The sequence below is a fragment of the Pseudomonas morbosilactucae genome (assembly GCF_023241715.1).
GTDB classification, from domain to species: Bacteria; Pseudomonadota; Gammaproteobacteria; order Pseudomonadales; family Pseudomonadaceae; genus Aquipseudomonas; species Aquipseudomonas morbosilactucae.
On sequence record NZ_JALQCW010000053.1, the window covers coordinates 42121 to 62326 of the forward strand.

19 protein-coding genes are annotated in these 20206 nt (G+C 62.6%); 16 read left to right on the forward strand and 3 right to left on the reverse strand.

Annotated elements, in window-relative coordinates:
* Positions 1–40: 40 nt before the first annotated feature.
* Positions 41–1348, forward strand: a complete 1308-nt coding sequence (locus M1B34_RS19800; protein ID WP_268263620.1) for an MFS transporter — start codon at positions 41–43, stop codon at positions 1346–1348.
* A gap of 385 nt (positions 1349–1733) precedes the next feature.
* A complete protein-coding gene (locus M1B34_RS19805) occupies positions 1734–2504 on the forward strand; it encodes an IclR family transcriptional regulator (RefSeq protein WP_268263619.1) in 771 nt (256 codons plus the stop codon).
* A gap of 17 nt (positions 2505–2521) precedes the next feature.
* Here M1B34_RS19805 and M1B34_RS19810 read toward each other — a convergent pair whose 3' ends face one another.
* On the reverse strand, positions 2522–3109 hold the full coding sequence (locus tag M1B34_RS19810) for a hypothetical protein (protein ID WP_268266030.1): 588 nt from the start codon (positions 3107–3109) through the stop codon (positions 2522–2524).
* Positions 3110–3390: 281 nt separating this feature from the next.
* Here M1B34_RS19810 and M1B34_RS19815 point away from each other — a divergent pair, with 281 nt between their 5' ends.
* Both M1B34_RS19815 and M1B34_RS19820 read left to right on the forward strand, forming a co-directional pair.
* Positions 3391–3972 (forward strand): YceI family protein, encoded by a 582-nt coding sequence (locus tag M1B34_RS19815; RefSeq protein ID WP_268266031.1) that lies wholly within the window; start codon positions 3391–3393, stop codon positions 3970–3972.
* Position 3973: 1 nt separating this feature from the next.
* Positions 3974–5131 carry a phospholipase D-like domain-containing protein gene (locus tag M1B34_RS19820; protein WP_268266032.1) on the forward strand — a complete coding sequence of 386 codons (1158 nt, stop codon included), beginning with the start codon at positions 3974–3976 and terminating at the stop codon, positions 5129–5131.
* A 35-nt stretch (positions 5132–5166) separates the two neighbouring features.
* On the opposite strand, the gene bglX is transcribed toward M1B34_RS19820, so the two are convergent.
* Positions 5167–7458 (reverse strand): beta-glucosidase BglX, encoded by a 2292-nt coding sequence (gene bglX / locus M1B34_RS19825; protein WP_268263617.1) that lies wholly within the window; start codon positions 7456–7458, stop codon positions 5167–5169.
* A gap of 241 nt (positions 7459–7699) precedes the next feature.
* On the opposite strand from bglX, the gene M1B34_RS19830 reads away from it, so the two are divergent.
* The 10 genes from M1B34_RS19830 (at position 7700) to M1B34_RS19875 (ending at position 18103) form a co-directional block, all read left to right on the forward strand.
* Complete coding sequence (locus tag M1B34_RS19830; RefSeq protein ID WP_123336400.1) at positions 7700–8308, forward strand: LemA family protein; 609 nt, start codon at positions 7700–7702, stop codon at positions 8306–8308.
* A gap of 170 nt (positions 8309–8478) precedes the next feature.
* Entirely contained in the window at positions 8479–9204 is a 726-nt protein-coding gene (locus M1B34_RS19835) for a TPM domain-containing protein (RefSeq protein WP_268266033.1), read from the forward strand.
* A 29-nt stretch (positions 9205–9233) separates the two neighbouring features.
* Entirely contained in the window at positions 9234–9851 is a 618-nt protein-coding gene (locus M1B34_RS19840) for a TPM domain-containing protein (RefSeq protein ID WP_123336397.1), read from the forward strand.
* A gap of 745 nt (positions 9852–10596) precedes the next feature.
* Positions 10597–11715, forward strand: coding sequence for an ABC transporter substrate-binding protein (locus M1B34_RS19845; protein ID WP_123336394.1), 1119 nt, complete (start codon positions 10597–10599; stop codon positions 11713–11715).
* A gap of 126 nt (positions 11716–11841) precedes the next feature.
* Positions 11842–12756 carry a branched-chain amino acid ABC transporter permease gene (locus M1B34_RS19850; RefSeq protein WP_123336392.1) on the forward strand — a complete coding sequence of 305 codons (915 nt, stop codon included), beginning with the start codon at positions 11842–11844 and terminating at the stop codon, positions 12754–12756.
* A complete protein-coding gene (locus tag M1B34_RS19855; protein ID WP_123336390.1) occupies positions 12749–13753 on the forward strand; it encodes a branched-chain amino acid ABC transporter permease in 1005 nt (334 codons plus the stop codon). The genes M1B34_RS19850 and M1B34_RS19855 overlap by 8 nt, the downstream gene beginning before the upstream one ends.
* On the forward strand, positions 13750–14505 hold the full coding sequence (locus M1B34_RS19860) for an ABC transporter ATP-binding protein (RefSeq protein WP_123336387.1): 756 nt from the start codon (positions 13750–13752) through the stop codon (positions 14503–14505). Before M1B34_RS19855 ends, M1B34_RS19860 begins: the two co-directional genes overlap by 4 nt.
* Positions 14502–15209: an ABC transporter ATP-binding protein gene (locus tag M1B34_RS19865; protein ID WP_123336385.1), complete on the forward strand. Its 708-nt coding sequence runs from the start codon at positions 14502–14504 to the stop codon at positions 15207–15209. Before M1B34_RS19860 ends, M1B34_RS19865 begins: the two co-directional genes overlap by 4 nt.
* The gene (locus M1B34_RS19870) at positions 15206–16657 is read left to right on the forward strand and encodes an NAD(P)-binding domain-containing protein (RefSeq protein WP_268266034.1); all 1452 of its coding nucleotides are present in this window, start codon (positions 15206–15208) and stop codon (positions 16655–16657) included. The genes M1B34_RS19865 and M1B34_RS19870 overlap by 4 nt, the downstream gene beginning before the upstream one ends.
* Positions 16658–16885: 228 nt before the next feature.
* Positions 16886–18103 carry a class I SAM-dependent methyltransferase gene (locus tag M1B34_RS19875; RefSeq protein ID WP_268266035.1) on the forward strand — a complete coding sequence of 406 codons (1218 nt, stop codon included), beginning with the start codon at positions 16886–16888 and terminating at the stop codon, positions 18101–18103.
* On the opposite strand, the gene M1B34_RS19880 is transcribed toward M1B34_RS19875, so the two are convergent.
* On the reverse strand, positions 18091–19002 hold the full coding sequence (locus tag M1B34_RS19880) for a DMT family transporter (RefSeq protein WP_268266036.1): 912 nt from the start codon (positions 19000–19002) through the stop codon (positions 18091–18093). The two genes, M1B34_RS19875 and M1B34_RS19880, sit on opposite strands and share 13 nt — an antisense overlap.
* Positions 19003–19252: 250 nt before the next feature.
* On the opposite strand from M1B34_RS19880, the gene M1B34_RS19885 reads away from it, so the two are divergent.
* Both M1B34_RS19885 and M1B34_RS19890 read left to right on the forward strand, forming a co-directional pair.
* Complete coding sequence (locus M1B34_RS19885; protein ID WP_123336377.1) at positions 19253–19834, forward strand: DJ-1/PfpI family protein; 582 nt, start codon at positions 19253–19255, stop codon at positions 19832–19834.
* A 15-nt stretch (positions 19835–19849) separates the two neighbouring features.
* A complete protein-coding gene (locus M1B34_RS19890) occupies positions 19850–20158 on the forward strand; it encodes a ribbon-helix-helix domain-containing protein (protein ID WP_123336376.1) in 309 nt (102 codons plus the stop codon).
* Positions 20159–20206: the final 48 nt, after the last annotated feature.

The following is a 20206-nucleotide window of genomic DNA, read 5'->3' on the forward strand; positions in this document are numbered from 1 at the left end:
AGCCTGCCCTTTGGCTCACGCGTGATTGAAGGTCAGCCCTATGAGTTCCACGACACCCTCTGTTTCCCGCAACCGCCAGGTGGTCGCGGCCGTGATCGGCAACGCCCTGGAGTGGTACGACTTTATCGTTTACGGTTTTCTCGCCAGCGTGATCGCCCGGCAGTTCTTTCCCTCCGATGATGAGTACACCTCGTTGCTGATGGCCCTGGGCACCTTCGGTGTGGGTTTTTTCATGCGCCCTGTGGGCGGTGTGCTGTTGGGCATCTACTCGGACCGCAAGGGGCGCAAGGCCGCGATGCTGGTGATCATTCAGTTGATGACCCTGGCCATTGCGCTGATTGTCTTCGCGCCAAACTACGCGGCCATCGGCCTTGGTGCGCCGTTGCTGATCGTGGTGGCGCGGATGCTCCAGGGCTTCGCCACCGGCGGTGAGTACGCCAGTGCCACGGCCTATCTGGTGGAGAGTGCGCCGCCGCATCGCAAAGGTTTGTACGGTTCCTGGCAGTTGGTCGGGCAGTGCCTGGCGGTGTTCAGCGGTGCCGCCATCGTGGCCCTGGTGACCCATTTCCTGCCCCCGAAAGCCTTCGAACTCTGGGGTTGGCGGCTGCCGTTTATCTTGGGCTTGTTGATCGGCCCGCTGGGCTTGTGGATCCGCAAATACATGGACGAGCCGCAAGCCTTTGTCGAGTCCCGCAAGGGGCGTCGGGGCAAAGGGCCGGGCCTGTTGCAGGTGCTGGCCGAGCATCGCCGGGCCATCCTGGTGTCCATGGGCCTGTGCTGCGGTGGCACCGTGGCGTTCTATGTGGTGCTGGTGAACATGCCGACGTTCGCCCACAGCAACCTTGGCCTGCCCCTGGATCAGGTGCTGCTGGTGCAAATGTTCGCCGTGGCCTTGATGACCCTGGTGATTCCCCTGGCCGGGGCCCTGTCGGACCGTGTGGGCCGGCGCCCGGTGCTGATGGCGTTTACCCTGGCGTTCTTTGTCATGGTCTACCCGCTGTACATCTGGGTCGCCGCAGCGCCTTCCATCGGGCGCTTGCTGGTCATGCAGTCCCTCTTGTGTGCGGCGATCGGCGGTTTTTTCGGCCCCGGGCCGACGGCGCTGGCGGAGCAGTTCCCGATTGCCGTGCGTTCCACCGGAGTGTCCGTGGCTTACAACGTAACCGTGATGCTCTTCGGCGGTTTTGCGCCGCTGATCGTCACGTGGTTGAGCCGGGTCATGGCCACGCCGGTGGCGCCTTCGTTCTATGTGTTGGCCACGTCGTTGCTGAGCTTGCTGGGGATCTATTGCATGCATGACCCAGTGGTGAGCGACGAGCCCGAGGCGCTGCCCCTGGGGGAGTCTTGAGCGATCCCGCCGGGTTGTCCTCCGTGGCTCGCGTTGGGCCTGGGCATCCGCCCGGGCCCACTGCCTGATCGAAGGTTACGATTGGCGCCGAGGCCCAGTGCCCAAGTGTTCCCTTTCGATGCACTCCAGCCTTGGGCGCACCGGCTAAGGCCAGTCCGGGTCGCTTCAGGCCTTGGGCAGCGACTGTAGCCGGGCTCTGCCGATCAGGTCTGCGGTAGGCTGGCGTGGAGTCGGCCTCCTGCTACAGCGGGCTGATTCCCGCCGTACGGCGTTTTCAGGTGGCCGTGCAATCAGCTGTAACCATGAGTGGACCATCGGGGGTGCCCAAGGGCCTGCATCTTGCTGCTGGAACTGTTCTTTTGTCTGCGGTCAGGGAGTGTGGAGTATGGCCAGCAAGGTGGAAACCGGCAGCGTGCGTTCGGTGGAGCGAGCCTTGGCGATTGTCGAGTTGCTGGGGCAGCATCAGGCGTTGGGGCTGGAGGAGTTGCACTACCTGACAAACCTGCCCAAGGCCACGGTTTCGCGCATGCTCATGACCCTGCAAGAGCAGGGCTGGGTCTACCGCGGCCTCAGTGATCGACGTTATCGCCTGTGTGCCAGGCGCCTGTTCGGGGATAGCCGGCAGCGCTTCAAGCATCACCTGGCGGAGCAGGCCACGCCCTGGTTGCTGGAACTGAGTGAGAGCACCGGGTTGGTAAGCGACTTGTCGAGTTTCGATGGCGAGCACCTTGAGGTCATGGAAAGCTCGGTGCCAGCGGTTTTGCGCAAACGTTACCCGAGCCATTGCCGAGTCGTGGGCCAGCACGCCAGCCTGTTCCATTCCGCCATGGGCAAGGCCTGCCTCGGTGCCCTCGATGGGAGCGAGGTGGAGCGCCTGGCACAGCGTGAGCGCGTGGCCCAGGAGGACCGGCACCAGGCCTGTGAGCAATCCCAGCACCTGGGTTTTGGCCAGCGCACCGAGGGCCACTGGGAATACCCGGTGCGCCTGCCGTTCCTGATCCGCGCGCTGGCCCTGCCGATTCAGCATGAGGGTAAGGTCGTTGGTAGCATCGCTTTGCACTGGCCGATGGATCTCTGCGGCGTGGAGCCGGTGCGCCAGCGTCATTTGGCGCGCTTGGCCGACACCATCGGGCAACTGCAGAGGAGCCTCGCCTGAACCTCATAACTTCGTCGTCAGCACGGCAAGTGCCAGGCTGTTTGATGTGTGCCCCTCATAGGCGGAGCCGAACGTTCTTGGCCGTTTAGTTTGAGGAACAGTTTTTTGAAGTCGCCGCGCTCTTGACCTTGGTCGAGGATAACGAGGGTCTTTATCGCGTAGCCGTGTTTGAGCGCGTTGCATAAGCCCTTGATCAAGTTTTCGCCGTAGCCTTTGCCCTCGTTGCTGGGCCCGAAGCGCTGATCGATAGGGGCATTAAGGCCAAAGTGGCTTAACCAGGCCGTCTTGGCGAATGGATCGACGTCAAGACCCTGAAGCTGTGCCAGTGGTTCGCCGTTGAACATGATGATCAGGTGTCCGAGAGACAGACTCTGTGAATGCTCGTGCAGGCTGGCATCAGGTTCGACGTATTTAGGGAACTTCCGCATAGGGCCTTCTTGCTCATGGCAGGCTTTGACGGCGTGGTTCAGTAGATGATTCTTCAGCTCTAAGCGGATCTCGTCGGGGTTGTAGTGTTTTTGTTTTTTTCTTGACCACAGCAGTTCTGTAAGTCCGTTCCGGACTTGGGCAAGTTGGTCTTTGATGCGGTGGATCCAGGTTCCCATGGGCTCATCCTTTTCCTTTGGTTGCCAACCCTATTTTTTGGGAGGGCCACCGTTACGTAACCATCCCCGGCGGCCGTTGTGATGTGCGAACTCTACTCGACAATCACTGGGCCCCCTAACTCTGACCTCGTTTGAGTTAATAGCTGGCTTTAAAGCCTGGCGTCCTTTTGTGAGCGCTCCACAGCCCTTCTGGTACTGACAGTATGAGTTGGCCGATCACCGGGTTTGCCAGGGTTCAGGCAGCCGGTTAAGGTTGGCGCCCACTGCCCAGAGGACCTTGCATGCCTACGTCGATTCGTCTCTTTCTCAGTCTGCTCGGGCTTTTGGCCCTGCCGGCCCATGCCAGTTGGTACCTGGACAACGAATCTTCCCGCCTGTCGTTCATCACTACCAAGAACGCCAACGTTTCCGAAGTGCATCGATTCCTGGTGCTGCATGGCAAGGTCGATGCCAAAGGTCAGGCCCAGTTGCAGGTCGAGCTGGACTCGATCAACAGCGGCATCCCTTTGCGTGATGAGCGCATGCGCAAGGAGCTGTTCGAGGTGGCGACCTTCCCGGAAGCCCTGATCAGCGCCCAGCTCAACCTGCAGCCGATCAATGACTTGGCCCCGGGGGCGCAGATTGAGTTGCTGCTGCCGGTGACGGTCGAACTCCATGGCCAGCAGCACACTTACAACGTCGAGTTGCTGGCGACCCGCCTCGACGACCGGCGCTTCCAGGTGGTGACCCTGGAGCCCCTGGTGCTGAATGCGGAAGACTTCAACCTGGCTCCTGGCCTGGAAACCCTGCGCAAGGCCGCTGGTTTGTCGGCCATCAGCTTTTCGGTGCCGGTGGGTGCGGTGCTGATTTTCACGGCGCGCTGATATGCGCGGCGCGGTGTTTCCCTGGCGTGAAGGCAATCGCTTCGAGTTGCTGATCGACGGCCCGGACTTTTTTCCACGGATGCTGGTGGCCATTGCCCGGGCCCAGCAACAGGTGGAGCTGGAGCTGTACCTGGTGGAGGCGGGCGCCTGTGCCGAAGCCATGGTCGTGGCCCTGGTCCAGGCCGCCGAGCGCGGCGTGCAGGTCCGTTGCCTGTTCGATGATTACGGCAGCCTGGCCTTTACCCTCAGCTTGCGCCAGCGTCTGACCACGGCCGGGGTCGAACTGCGTTTCTACAACCGTCTGCGCTGGCGCCAAGGCGCCCGCAACTTGTACCGCGATCACCGCAAATTACTGCTGGTGGACCAGTCCCTGGCGGTGGTGGGCGGCACCGGCGTGACCGACGAGTTCTGGAACCCGGTGCACAACAGCAGCGACTGGCACGAAGTCATGGTGCTGATCTACGGCCCGCTGGTGCAGGACTGGCAGCAGTTGTTCGACCGGCAATGGGAAGCCAACTCCCAGCGCAGCGCCTGGAAGCCCGATGCGCAGTTCGGCCTGCCACGCTTGCCCCGGCCGCCGCAGTCGGGCGAAGGCCTGGGTCGGGTGGCCTACGCCGACGCCCGCCAGCATCGGGACATCCTGCATTCGCTGATTCGTGCCCTGAACAGTGGTCAGCGGCGGATCTGGCTGGCGACGCCGTATTTCCTGCCCACCTGGTCGGTGCGTCGTTCCCTGCGCCGGGCGGCGGCCCGCGGGGTGGATGTGCGCCTGCTGCTGACGGGGCCGCGCACCGATCATCCATCGGTGCGCTACGCCGGGCATCGTTATTACCCGCGCCTGCTCAAGTCCGGAGTGCAGATTTTCGAATACCAGCCGTGTTTCCTGCACCTGAAAATGGTGTTGGTGGATGATTGGGTGAGCATCGGTTCATGCAACTTCGACCACTGGAACCTGCGCTTCAACCTGGAGGCCAACCTGGAGGCCCTGGACCCGCAATTGACGGCGGCGGTGGCGGCGAGTTTTACCGCCGACTTTGCGCAAAGCCAGAGCGTCAGCCTCGAGGCATGGCGCAGCCGGCCGTTGTGGCGGCGGGTCAAACAGCGGATCTGGGGCTGGGTCGACCGGGTGGTGGTCAACCTGCTGAATCGGCGGGGCTGATCGCTCCCACGCGCTGGGCGTGGGAGCGGGAGGGCTCAGAGCAGTTCGAAGCTCTGTTGTTCGACGTCCTGGGAGTCCAGGCCGATCTGCACATTGAAGTCACCCGGCTCGGCGGCGTACTTGAGCTGGGCGTTGTAGAACTTCAAATCCTCTTCGGTAAGGGTGAAGTGAATGACCTTCGTTTCACCGGCCTTGAGCATCACTTTCTGGAAGTTCTTCAGTTCCTTGATCGGGCGGATCATCGACCCGGCCACATCCTGCACATACAACTGCACCACGGTTTCGCCGTCACGCTTGCCGGTGTTCTTCAGGGTCACGCTGGCGTCGAGCTTGCCACCCTTGTTCAGGGTGGTGGACGACAACGCCATGTCCGACAGGCTGAAGCTGGTGTAGCTCAGGCCGTAGCCGAACGGGAACAGCGGGCCGGTGGTGTCATCGAAGTACTGCGAGGTGTAGTTGCCCGGTTTGCCCGGCGTGAACGGCCGGCCAATGGTCAGGTGGTTGTAGTAGGTCGGAATCTGCCCTACGGAGCGGGGGAAGGTGATCGGCAACTTGCCCGAAGGGTTGTAGTCACCGAACAGCACGTCGGCGATGGCGTTGCCGCCTTCGGTGCCGCTGAACCAGGTTTCCAGGATGGCGTCGGCCTGTTCGTTCTCTTCCAGCAGCGACAGTGGCCGGCCATTCATCAGCACCAATACCAACGGCTTGCCGGTGGCCTTGAGGGCCTTGATCAGCTCGCGCTGGCTGGCGGGAATGTGCAGGTCGGTGCGGCTTGAGGACTCGTGGGACATGCCCCGCGACTCGCCCACGGCCGCCACGACCACGTCCGAGGCCTGGGCCGCTTTCACTGCTTCGTCGATCATCTGCTGCGCCGGGCGCGGGTCATCCACCACTTCCGGGGCGTCGAAGTTGAGGAAGTTCAGGTAGTCCACCACTTTCTTGTCGGCGGTGATATTGGAGCCTCGGGCATACACCAGTTGGGCCTTGTCACCGAGGACGTTGCGCATGCCGTCGTACAGGGTCACCGATTGCGCCGGCACGCCGGCGGCGGCCCAACTGCCCATCATGTCGATCGGCGCCTTGGCCAGGGGGCCGACCAGGGCGATCTTCGCGGTTTTCTGCAGCGGCAGGGTCTCGTTCCGGTTCTTCAGCAGCACCAGGCTGCGGCGCGCGATGTCCCGGGCGTCGCTGCGGTGCAGGCGGCTTTCGGCGTTGGTTTCGACCGGGTCATCCTCGGCCTTGCCGATGCGCAGGTACGGGTCCTTGAACAGGCCCATGTCGTACTTGGCCGCCAGCACTTCACGCACCGCGTTGTCGATGTCCTTCTGTTCGATCTCCCCGGACTTGAGCAGCCCCGGCAGTTCCTTGCCGTACAGCGAGTCGTTCATGCTCATGTCGATGCCGGCCTTGATCGCCAGCTTGGCGGCTTCGCGCCCGTCCTTGGCAACGCCGTGGCGGATCAGCTCGATGATCGCTCCGTGGTCGCTGACGGCCAGGCCCTTGAAGCCCCAGTCCTTGCGCAGCAGGTCGTTCATCAGCCAGGTGTTGGAGGTGGCGGGCACGCCGTTGATCGAGTTCAGGGCCACCATCACCCCGCCCGCGCCGGCGTCGATCGCGGCGCGGTAGGGCGGCAGGTAGTCCTGGTACATCTTCACCGGGCTCATGTCGACGATGTTGTAGTCGCGTCCGCCTTCCACCGCGCCATACAGGGCGAAGTGCTTGACGCTGGCCATGATGCTGTCGGCGGCTGCCGGGGTGGCGCCCTGGTAGGCCTTGACCATGACTTTGGCGATGCGCGAGACCAGGTAGGTGTCTTCACCGAAACCTTCGGAGGTGCGGCCCCAGCGAGGATCGCGGGAGATGTCGACCATTGGCGCGAAGGTGATGTCCAGGCTGTCGGCGCTGGCTTCCAGGGCGGCGATGCGCCCGGAGCGGCCGATGGCGTCCATGTCCCAGCTCGAGGCCAGGGCCAGGCTGATGGGGAAAATGGTCCGGTGGCCGTGGATCACGTCGTAGGCGAAGAACATCGGGATCTTCAGGCGGCTGCGCATGGCCGCATCCTGCATCGGCCGGTTTTCCGGGCGAGTGATGGAGTTGAAGGTACCGCCGATACGCCCGGCGGCAATTTCCTTGCGGATCATCTCCCGGGGCATTTCCGGGCCGATGCTGATCAGGCGCAACTGGCCGATTTTCTCGTCGAGGGTCATCTGCTTCATCAGGTTGCTGATGAAAGCGTCCTTGTTCTCAAGGGGCACCGAAGTGGATTCGGCCAACACAGGGTGACTGGCCAGGCTGACCAGCAGGCCCAGCAAACACAGCTTCTTCATGAATATTGTTCTCAAAGGCTCAAGGCCGACGCTGGAGTGACGCGTCGAGCAGCCGAAATTTAGGGAGCGACTATTGTTGTTCAGATAAATCCCGCACACTTCCGAACTCTTTTTCGCGCTGGGCATCTTTTAGCCCATCGGCTCGACGCATTCCAGTGGCGCAGGCAGATTTTGCCGCCCTCCGTGAATTTAGCGAGCCACAGGATCCATTCCATCAGGTTGTGCAAGGAGCCCCACCCCCATGAACATCGGACTACGTCTGCGTTCGAGCTGGCCCGTCGCGGCCCTGATCCTGCTCAGCAGCTTGCTCAGCGGCTGCGGCATCAACAACATTCCGACCCTCGACGAGCAGGTCAAGGCCGATTGGGGCCAGGTGCAGAACCAGTACCAGCGCCGTGCCGACCTGATTCCCAACCTGGTGGAAACCGTCAAGGGCTACGCCAAGCACGAGCAAGACACCCTGACCGCGGTGATCGAAGCACGGGCCAAGGCGACGTCGATCCAGGTGGACGCCAAGACCCTGGACAACCCCGAGAAGCTCAAGCAGTTCCAGCAGGCCCAGGACCAGTTGAGCGGCGCCCTCAGCCGTTTGATGGTGGTGTCCGAGCGCTACCCGGACCTCAAGGCCAACCAGAACTTCCTGGCCTTGCAATCCCAGCTTGAAGGCACCGAGAACCGCATCGCCGTGGCCCGCCGCGACTTTATCCTCGCGGTGCAAAAATACAACACCGAGATCCGTACCTTCCCCGGCCGCCTGTGGCACAGCCTGATGTACAGCGACCTGCCGGTGCGAGAGTCCTTCGAGGCCATCACCCCCGACGCCGAGCAAGCCCCTAAAGTCAAATTCTGATGGCGCCGTTGTCGCGCCTGCTGCCCGGCGCGCTGCTGTCGACAGCGCTGACGTGGTCGGCGAGCTGAAACCGCGACCAAAATAGCCGAGGCTGCACCAGGCTTCGCAGTTTTGGCGGGGGCGGCGCTTCCGGCAGTTGGTCACAGGGATCACAACAGAGCGAGGTGCGGATGCGAGCGATTAAAGTGGGGCTGTTGCTGCTCTGGGTGTTCGCGGTCACGGCCCAGGCCGAACTGAGCTTCCCGACCCTGAGCGGGCGAGTGGTGGACAACGCGCAACTGATCGAACCGGCCACCCGCGCTCAACTGACCCAGGAGCTGCAAGCCCACGAGCAGGCCACCGGCGAGCAATTGGTGGTGGTGACCCTGGCGGACCTGCAAGGCGCCACCATTGAGGACTTCGGCTACCAACTGGGGCGTCATTGGGGCATCGGCCAGAAGGACAAGAACAACGGCGCGCTGCTGATCGTCGCCCGGGATGAGCGCAAGCTGCGTATCGAAGTGGGTTATGGCCTGGAGGATCGCCTGACCGATGCCCAGGCCTCGGTGATCATCAACCAAGTGATCACCCCGGTGTTCAAGACCGGGCAGTTCAGCAAGGGCATCAGCGACGGAGTATCGGCGATACTCCTGGTGCTCGGCGGTACGCCCCTGGATGAACCGGCGGCGGTGTATGGCGGCGACGCTGAGCAGTCGGATTTTGTCGAGCGCCACCCGCTGCTGTTCATCTTCCTGGTGATGCTGTTTATCCTGGCGATTTTTATCGGCCAACTGCTGGGGATCTTGCCCAGTGGTGGCCGTGGCGGTGGCGGCGGTTCCGGTGGCTCCCGGGGCGGGGGAGGGTTCAGCGGCGGCGGTGGCAGTTTTGGCGGCGGCGGGTCCTCGGGCAGTTGGTAACCAACAATAAAAGGCGGGTATTGAACGACATGGCATTACTGAGTGAGTACGAACAGCGGCAGGTCGCCGAGGCGATTGCTCGGGTCGAGCAGCAGACCGACGCCGAGCTGGTCACCGTGCTGGCCGCACGGGCCGATGACTACGCCTATATCCCGCTGCTCTGGGCCAGCCTGCTGGCGCTGATTGTGCCGGGCATCGTGCACTACGCCACCGGTATGCTGAATATGCACCTGTTGCTGCTGGCGCAATGGGCGACCTTTATCGTGCTGTGCCTGGTGTTTCGCATTCCCTCCATCACCACCCGCCTGATCCCGCGCTCGGTGCGCCATTGGCGCGCTTCTAACCTGGCTCGCCGGCAATTTCTCGAGCAGAACCTGCACCACACCGTGGGCAGCACCGGGATCCTGATCTTTGTCTGCGAGGCCGAGCGTTATGTGGAAATCCTGGTGGACGAGGGCATTTCCCAACGCCTGGACAACAAAACCTGGGACACTCTCATCAAGGCCTTCACCCAGCAGGTGAAGCAGGGGCAAACCTTGCAGGGCTTTCTGGATTGCATCGAAGCCTGCGGCGAAGTGCTCAAGGTGCATGTGCCGGTGACCCAGGTGCGAAATGAATTGCCCAATCGTCTGGTGGTGCTGGGCTGAGCTCAGCCCGCGCCGCCCCCTACAGGCCCCGTGATAAAGAGGGCCTGTTACCACGGTCCCGGGCGAATTTGGATCGCTGCTGTTTGAGCGTGATAGGTCGAAAGTAGTAGTTGGCCGAATAGCGCTTTTAAATATCGATGTACGCCATCTTCCTCAATGTTTATTCCCCTCACGTGCGTGTCATGAACAAGACTCGAACACACTTCCCATGTGATTAGCCCAGAACTTCAGTCTGGTTATTTACGACTAAAGTATCAATTCGATGATGGCGCTCGGTTAAGTCTCCATCGCCAATCCGTCTCCGGGTCTCTCACTCTTCTGCTGTGAATAACCGATTAAATCCGTCAGTAATAATTTACTTCTTATTCGATATTTGCATATAAATGCAAAAAACAATATTAGAAGCGAATAAGCATAGTGAGTATTCTTCGCAACGCTGGGCCAAGGCAGGCGAGGCCTCTGGGCTGCGGTTCGACGCGTGTTTGAGCCTGGGTGCCGGTGGGTTTGTGCAGTGCCGGTTGCCCGTGTTTCCGCCTGCGCGTTGAACGCTATTGGTGCAACTTCGGGCCAGGTTTTTTTCAGCTCGATCAACTAACGACTTGATAAGGCAGCGGACGACTAACCCTCGGGCTCTTTGGTCGTGGCCGGGTTTTGTGCGCGTTGCACAGAGGAACTTTGAATCGATCAAGTTCTGCTGGCGCGTGAGTATTTATAACGCTGATCAACTTTGGGTTTTGGGGGATACATGGGCATTCGCAAAAAGGTCGTGTTCAGCCTGGCGTTCACGGCATTGGCCTTGGCCGGGGTTGCCAATGGGGCGGACAGCCTGCGTATCGGCTATCAATTACCGCTCACCGGCAACACCGCCCAATATGGGCAGGACTTCAAGGTCGCCGCGCAAATTGCGCTGAAGGAATTCAACGCGTCCGGCCGGCTTCCAGTGCCGGTGGAAATTGTCTTCGAAGACTCCCGCTCCGATGCCAAGGAAGCGGTGTCGATTGCCCGTAAATTCTCCGACGACCCGAGCATCCTCGGCGTGCTGGGGGACTTCACCTCGACGGTGTCCATGGCCTCGGCCCAGGTCTATAAGCGCGCAGGCTTGTCCCAGCTGTCGCAGACGGCGTCCCACCCCGACTACACGAAAATTTCCCAGTGGCAATTCCGCAACATCACCAATCAGGATCAGGAAGGCCCCTACAACGCCGACTGGATCGCGGCCCAGGGTTACAAGAAGGTGGCGGTGATTGGCGAACAGACCGACTGGGGGCAGTCGGCGGTGCGGGCCTTTGAGAAAAAGGCCAAGGAAAACGGCATCGAGGTGGTGTTCTCCGAGTACTTCAACCGCGGCATTCCGGATTTTCGTTCGCTGATCACCAAGGTCGACCGGGCCCAACCCGATGCCATTTACGGCGCGATTTTCTATGAGGACGCGGCGCAGTTCCTCAAGCAGCTGCATCAGTTGGGGGTCAAGGCGCCAGTGTTCTCCAGCTCTGCGGCCTACAACGAGCAGTTGATCAAGCTGGCGGGCAAGGACGCCGATGGCTTGCGACTGACCTCGACCTTCCTGCCCACGGTGGACAGCGATAACGTGCGGCACTTTGTGAGCGAGTGGAAGGCGGCGCGCAATGGCGAGGAGCCCGGCCAGTTCCCGGCCCAGGCCTATGACGCCACCAACATCATGCTCGACGCCCTGGCCCGGGCCTATCCCGAGCCGACTAGGGACAAGGTGCGCCAGGCGTTGGCCGACACCAAGGACTTCCCGGGGGTGACCGGGTCCACCACCTTCGACGCCAACCGTGAGCCGCAAAAGTCCCTGGTCAAGGTGGAAGTGGTGGCCGGCAAGTTCGAGCCTTCGACCCACTGACCACCCCGGTGGCCCCGTGGTTGAAACCTTCAATCGCGTGGCCGCCGACGGCCCGGGCCACCCCGGGAACCTGGCGCGCCCACCTGTGCGCCGGGGAGCCAGCCCTACCTGTTCGAGGCGTTAGCCGTGATCGATTCCTATTATTTCCAGCTACTGGCCATCGGCTTGTCGCAAGGCATGACCTATGCGCTGGTGGCGATCGGTTTCACCCTGATTTTCGGCGTGCTCAATGCCGTGAATTTCGCCCACTCCGAGGTCTACACCATCGGCGCCGTGGCCGGCCTGTTTATCATCGGTGCCTACGCGCCGCCGCTGGCGGGCGTGATCCTGCTGGTGGCGGCGGTTGGAGCCTTGCTCGGCTTCGGCCTGGAGCGACTGGCGTTCAAGCCGTTCCGGCGTTTCTCCGACGAGGCGTCGCTGAAGTCCCGGGCCATGCGCGAGTCGACGCTGATGTCGTCTCTGGCGCTGTCCATCATCGTGCGTGAAGGCCTGGAACTGGGCATGGGCTCGCAGATGCAGCCGGTGCCCTTCGGCTACATGCTCAATACGCCCATTGCCTTGGGCAGCATTACCATCGTCAGCGGCGACCTGGTGATCTTCGGGGTCTCGGCGAGCATGCTGATCGGCCTGCAATGGCTGCTGAAAAAGACCCGCATCGGCCTGTCGATCCGTGCGGTGTCCAACAACCCACTGGGGGCCAAATACAGTGGCATCAACGTCGACCGCACCATTGTCAGCACCTTTATCCTCGGGTCGCTGATGGGCGCCGTGGCCGGCTTGCTGGTGGGCCTGTATTACGGTTCGGTGTTTCCTTCCATGGGCTTTGCCCCGGGGATCAAGGCCTTTGTGGCCATGGTCATGGGCGGCCTGGTGTCGATTCCTGGGGCGGTGATCTGCGCCCTGATCCTCGGGGTTTCGGAAAGCATGGCCACCACCGTGATGCCCTCTGCCTGGGCCGACCTGGTGCCTTATCTGTTCCTGATCCTGACCCTGGTCTTTTTTCCCCGGGGTTTGTTTGGTGGAGGGCGGGAACGTGTCTGAGCGATTCACTCCGCGCGCGGTCATTGCCGCGATCTTGCTGCTGGTGCTGGTGGCGGTGCCCCTGGCGCTGTACCTGCATGGCGGCGGCTATTACTACCAGTTGGCCAGCCTGGCGCTGATCTTCGCGCTGCTGGCCTCATCCCTGCACCTGGTGTCGGGCGTTACCGGCCTGCTGCACCTGGGCCAGGCAGCGTTCTACGGCGTCGGTGCCTATCTGGCGGCCCTGGCCGGGGTCGCCTACCAAGTACCGTTCTGGCTGGCCCTGCCGCTGGCGGGGCTGGGCTCGGCATTGATCGCCTTCCTGGTGGCGCTGCCCACTATGCGCCTGGTGAGCATTTACTTCGCCGTGGCGACCCTGGCCATCGGGCAGATGATTTACATCGTCCTGATGAATTGGGTCGAGGTCACTGGCGGGCCGAACGGCGTGACCCTGTTCTCGCCGATGAACCTGTTCGGCTACGAGGTTACCGACAACACCGGCATCTACTACGTGGTCGCGATCACCGTGTCGCTGTCGATCTGGGTCATCCACCGCCTCAGTTACTCCTACTACGGCAACGCGCTGCGGGCCCTGCGCGAGGATGACCAGTGCGCCGCGGCCATGGGCATCGATGCGGCCCGGCTGAAGACCGAGGTGTTCTCCGTGGCGGCGTTTTTTGCCGGTATTGCCGGTGCGCTCTGGGCCTACACCACGGGCTACATCTCGCCGAACGACTTCAAATTCTCCGAAACCATCCTGATCCTCGCCATGGTGGTGGTCGGCGGCCTGGGCAGCCTTCCCGGGGCGATCATCGGCGCGCTGTTGCTGGTTTTGCTGCCGGAAGCCCTGCGCGGTTTCGGCGACTTGCGCAACATCATCGTCGGCCTCGTCATGTTCTTCTCCATCCTGTTCCTGCCCAAGGGCCTGTGCGGCGAAGTGCCGGCGATTTCCCTGGCGCGCGGCTTGCTGGGCGGGGCCTGGAGACAACAGCAGGGTAAGAAGGTGGGCTGGAAATGAGGCTGCTTGAATTTACCGACCTGAGCCGACGCTTCGGCGGGCTGAATGCCATCGACCAGGTATCCGGGTACGTCGACCAAGGCGAACTGGTGGGGCTGATCGGCCCCAATGGCGCCGGCAAGACCACCCTGTTCAACCTGATCACCGGGTTTGTCCCGGTCAGTTCCGGCAGCGTGCGTTTTGCCGGGCGTGAGATCACCGACCAGGCGCCGCACTCGATTGCCCGGCTCGGCCTGTCGCGCACCTTCCAGAACCTGCGGATCTTTCCCAACATGACCGTGTTCGACAATGTCTCGGTCGGCGCCACCGGAGTGATCGGCCAGGGCCTGTTGGAGAGCATTTTTGCCCGGGGGGCGCGCAGTCGGCGGATCTCCGAACTGAGCTGGCAGGCCCTGGAGCGGGTTGGTTTACAGCATCTGGCCGACGAGTTGGCGGCCAATCTGTCTTACGGCCAGCGCAAGTACCTGGAAATTGCCCGAGCCCTGGCGATGCAACCGCAGTTGCTGATCCTCGACGAGCCGGCGGCCGGCCTCAACGACACCGAAACCGCCGAATTGGCGGCTTGCATCCGCCGTCTGCACGAGGAGGGGCTGAGCCTGATGCTGGTGGAGCACGACATGAACCTGGTGATGTCGATCTGTCAGCGGATCATCGTCCTGGCCTCGGGCAAGAAAATCGCCGACGGGCCGCCAAGCGCCATTCGCACTGATGCGGCGGTGCTGGAATCCTACTTGGGGACGGACTGGCAATGAGCATCCTTGAAGTACAGAACCTGAAGATCAACCTCGGCACCCACGACATCTTGCACGGCATCAGCCTGGCGGTGCCCGAGCGCAGCATCATCGCCGTGCTGGGGGCCAACGGCGCCGGCAAGACCAGCCTGATGCGGGCCATTTCTGGCATCTACCAGGCCAGTGGCGGCAAGGTCCTGCTCGACGGCCAAGACATCAACGGCCTGCCCAGCCACACGCGGGTGCAGCGGGGCATTTTGCAGACCCCGGAAGGCCGGCAGATTTTTTCCAACATGACGGTTCGGGAAAACCTGCTGGTGGGCGGCGGGCCTTACGGCATGCGCGAGGCCGAGTCGGTGCTGGATCTTTTTCCGGTGATCGGCGAGCGCCTCAACCAACTGGCCGGCTCGCTCTCCGGCGGTGAGCAGCAAATGCTTTGCATCGGTCGTGCGCTGATGCGTCGTCCGCGCATTCTGCTGATGGACGAACCCTCCCTGGGCCTGGCGCCCAAGGTGGTGGGGGAAATTTTCCGCCTGATCCAACACATCCGCTCCACCGGCCTCACCGTGCTGCTGGTGGAGCAGAACGCTCGGGCCGCGCTGCGGGTGGCCGACCACGCGGCGGTGCTGGAGGGCGGGCACATCACTTTTTCCGGGCCGGCCGAGCAAATCGCTGCCGACCCACGGATTGTCGAAGCTTACCTCGGAGGTCATTACCACCCATGACGAAGACAGCGTCCAACACCCTGGCCACTCAACGCCTGAGGGAAGAACTGGCCTACCTGAAACTGCCCCCGGCGGCCTGGCCGACCCAGGGCCAAAGCGTCGACGGCGAGGAGCTGGCCGATGTGGCGATTGTCGGGGCCGGCATGTTCGGCATCGCCGCGGCAGTGGCGCTGATCCTCAAGGGGGTGCAGAACATTCGCCTGTTCGACGACCAACCTCAGGGCCACAGCGGGCCTTGGACCACCTACGCGCGCATGCCCACCTTGCGCTCGCCCAAGGACTTGCCGGGGCTGGCCCTGGGCATTCGCGCCCTGACGTTTCGCGCCTGGTACGAGGCGGTCCATGGCGACGAGGCCTGGGAGGCGCTGTACAAGATTCCCAACGCCGTGTGGCAAGGCTATCTCGACTGGATCGCCGAGGCCTTCGACTTGCCCATCGAGTACCAGGCGCCGATCCGCAGCTTTTCGGTGGTGCCCGGGCAGGTCACGCTGTGGCGGGCTGACGGCGGCACTTTCAAGGCCCGGCGCCTGGTGATTGCCTCCGGGCGCGCCGGGGCGGGTGGGGCGAGTATCCCGGCGTTTGTCGACCCCGGGTTGTTTCCCCGCTTCGCCGCCCATAGTTGCGACCCGGTGGATTTTTCGGCCCTGGCCGGGCGTCATGTGGCGGTGATCGGGGCCGGCTCTTCCGCCTGGGACAATGCCGCCACGGCCCTGGAACACGGTGCTGCCCACGTCACCCTGTATGCTCGGCGCAACCATCTGCCGCAGATCAACAAGGCCCGGGGGTACGTTTACCCCGGGTTTATCGAAGGCTGGTCGGCCCTGGCGCCGGAGCAGAAATGGGCTGTCTCTTGCTACTTGGACGACACGCCGCCACCGCCGCCCCACGAGACGGTGTTGCGCACTCTGGCGGCGGCCGGCGGTGAGCGCTTGTCGGTGAATTTCGACTCGCGGTTCGAGGCCGTCAGCGAGGTCGACGGCCGGGTGCAACTGCAGCTCGGCGAGCGCAGCGACCAGGTGGACTTCTTGATTGTCGGCACCGGGTTTCGCGTCGACCTGGCCCGTGCGCCGTTGTTTGGCCAGGTGCTGGAGCGAGTGGCCTTGTGGCGTGATCGCTTCGCCCCGGCTGCCGAGCGTCCGCACCTGGGGTTGTTCCCGTGGCTGGGCAGGGGGTTTGAACTGGAGGAGCGGGGCAGGGCTGATGGCGATTCCGAGCTGAACCAGGTGCACCTGTTCAATCACGCCGCGAGCCTGAGTTTCGGCTCCATTGCCTCGGACATCCCGGCGATCTCGGCTGCTGCCGAACGTTTGGCCCAGGGCATCGTCACCCAACTGTTTTGCGCGGACTTCAGTGCCTATCAGCAGCGATTGCTGGACTGGGAGCAGGAGTGGGAACTGGAGAAAACCCCGTACTTCCACCCGCACCGCGGTCGCCAGGATCTGCCCTAACCCGCGATTTTACTCGGCGCCCGGCGGCTCCCGGGCAACCGGTCATTGGCTGCCGGCCGATAGCGGGCCGGGCAATGGCCGGCGACCTCGGTTGACGTTGGCGCTGGGGGCGCGGCGGAAAAAAGCGCCGTTGGTGCAATAACTCCGTGCCCCCTCGGCCCATTGCCCCTAAAATCTCCGGCACTTTTTTCTGTTCCGCACCGCTCTTCCCCCGAGGCACGCTCCCCCATGTCCGTTACCGCCCCCTCCGCCAGCCTCGCGCCGGATCATCACGCCCAGTTTCTGGCCCTGCTGGACACCAGCCTGGCGCAAAACGCCTTTATCAAGCTGGTGCTGGCCAAGTACGTGGGCGATGAAGCGGATTTGCAGCGGATCATCATCAAGCAACTGACGGTCAAGGAGCAGCCGTGCCTGTCCTTTGTCTATCGCTATAAAACCCGCGACATCACCAAGAATTTCTCCCTGGCTGACGGTGTGACGACCATCGCCGGGTTGTTGCCGGCGGCGTTCAAGAACGCTCACTTGCTGTCGCTGACCGATGAAGTGCAGCTCGAATACAGCAAGAAGGGTAAAAGCTCGTTGTTCAAGGGCAAGAGCCAGCAGCCGCGGGAAGTGCCGTCCGCCGAGCACAACCGCGAGAAGAATCGCTTTCTTGACCTGAGCCGGCCGTTTCTCGCGGACCTGGGGGTGACCAACAAGCAGCACGAGTTGATCCCGGCCATGTCGCGCAAGTGGAAGCAGATCAACAAATTCATCGAGGTGTTCAGCCACGCCCTGGGCTCATCGCCGATCAAGCTCGACCAGCCGGTGCGGGTCGCGGACTTCGGTTCCGGCAAGGGCTACCTGACCTTCGCCATCCACGATTACCTGCGCAACACCTTGCAGGCCGAGGGCGAGGTGACCGGGGTCGAGCTGCGCGAAGACATGGTGACGCTGTGCAACGCGGCCGCCGCACGCTTGGAGCACCCGGGGCTGGTGTTCAAGTGCGGTGACGTGCGCAGCGTGGCCCCCAGTCAGCTGGAAGTGATGATCGCCCTGCATGCCTGTGACATTGCCACCGACTACGCGATTCACACCGGCATCCGCTCCGGCGCTGCGATCATCATGTGCTCACCGTGCTGCCACAAACAGATCCGCCTGCAGATCCAGAGCCCGGCCTTGCTCAAACCGATGCTGCAATACGGCCTGCACCTGGGGCAGCAGGCAGAGATGGTCACCGACAGCCTGCGTGCGTTGTTCCTCGAGGCCTGTGGTTATGAAACCAAGGTCTTCGAGTTCATCTCCCTGGAGCACACCAACAAGAACAAAATGATTCTTGCGGTCAAGCGCGCCGAGCCGGTGGACCCGGCCCAGTTGCTGTTGAAGATCGAGGAACTCAAGGCCTTCTACCAGATCAGCGAACACTGCCTGGAAAGCCTGTTGCGGGCCGACGGCTACTTGAGCTGAACCCCGTCCGGCAGGCTGCCCGGTTGCGCCGGGCGCACGCTGGTCTTGCGCCCGAGAATCACCGTGATGATCACACCGCCGGCGAACAGCCAGGTGATCGGTTGCACCTGTTCGCCAAAGAACAGCGCGGAAAAGGCGATGGTGAAGAAGATCTGTAGCAGTTGGACCTGGCTGACCCGGGCAATCCCGCCCATGGCCAGCCCGGCGTACCAGGCAAAAAAGCCGAGGAACTGCGAAAACAGCGCGACGTAGCCAAAGGCCCACCAGGTTTTGCTGGAAATCGCCCCCTGATGCTGCGCTGCCAGGTACCACACCGGGCCGATCAGCAGCGGCGTGGACAGCACCAGCGCCCAGCAGATCACCTGCCAGCCGCCCATTTCCCGAGCCAGCCGGCCGCCTTCGGCATAGCCCAGCCCACCCACGGCAATCGCTCCGAGCATCAACAAGTCACCGGCCTGAATGCTGCCGGCACCGCTGATCAGCGCATAACCCAGCACCAGCGCACTGCCCAGGGCAGCACAGGCCCAGAAAGCCTTCGACGGCCGCTCATGGGACAGCCAGGCCGCATACAGCGCCACACACAGTGGTTGCAGGCCATTGACCAGGGCGCCATGGGAGGCGGGCAGGGTCTGCATGGCCCACGCCGACAGCACCGGGAAGCCGAGAATCACCCCAAGAATCACCAGGCTCAGGCCTTTGATCTGCTTCCAGGTCGGCCATTTTTCCCGCCGCCACAGCAACAGCAACGCCGCCGGAATCGCCGCCAACAGCGCACGGCCCAGGCCGTTGAGCAACGGATGGATCTGCTCCACCACAATGCGGGTGAAGGGCAGGGTCAGGCTGAAAATAACAACGCCCAGCAGGCCGAGGGCCATGCCGGTGTTTTCGCGGGAGGACATGAGGGCAACCACAATTGAGACGTAGGGGGCAGGTGGCGTCATATAGCCATAAAGGCCCACCGCGCCGCTGCTACAGCTGGTTACAGAGTTGGGGGTACAGTTGGGCGGTATCGGCAAGCTGTTCACTTACCGCTTGCAGCTCATCACTTGCTGCTGCCCCTGTAATACCCCCCTATTACCCGGCCCTCTGGTTTAGGACTACTTTGAATACTCCTGACGCCCACGTCTTTCCCTGAAAGGAGTCCACTCCATGGCCGCGAAAAAGATTCTCATGCTGGTTGGCGATTACGTCGAAGACTACGAAGTGATGGTGCCGTTCCAGGCGCTGTTGATGGTCGGCCACACGGTGCATGCGGTGTGCCCCGACAAGAGCGCCGGGCAGACGGTGCGCACGGCGATCCACGACTTCGAGGGCGACCAGACCTACAGCGAAAAACCGGGCCATCTGTTCGCCCTGAACTTCGACTTCGCCCAAGTCGAGGCCGCGGATTACGACGCCTTGCTGGTGCCGGGCGGGCGTGCGCCGGAGTACCTGCGCCTGAATGAAAAAGTCCTGCAACTGGTGCGAGCCTTTGACCAGGCCGGCAAGCCAATCGCTGCCGTTTGCCACGGCGCGCAACTGCTGGCGGCGGCCGGGATTCTCGAAGGCCGGGAATGCAGCGCCTATCCGGCCTGTGCACCGGAAGTGAAACTGGCCGGCGGCACTTACATTGATATCCCCGTGACGCAGGGCCACGTTCAAGGCAATCTGGCCACCGCCCCGGCCTGGCCGGCGCACCCTAGCTGGCTGGCGGGTTTCCTGGGCCTGCTGGGCACCCGGATCACCCTGTAAAACGAGGACCACGCCATGTGCGAGCTGTACGTCAAAGCCGACCCGATCCTCTACGAGTCCCGCTCTCGTTCGCTGCGTATCTGTGGAGTGGTCACCACCTTGCGCCTGGAAAACCAGTTCTGGGACATCCTCAGCGAGATCGCCGCCGTGGACGGCATGACCACCAACCAGTTGATTGCCAAGCTGTATGAAGAGGTCATGGACTACCGCGGTGAAGTGGTGAATTTCGCCTCCTTCCTGCGGGTCAGTTGCACCCGCTACCTCACCCAACGCCGTACCTGCGCCCCCGACCTCAGCCTGGTCCGCCGCCACACCCCTTCGTAGGAGCCGGCTTGCCGGCGATCCGGCCCTGAGCCTGGCGCCGCTCTTGGG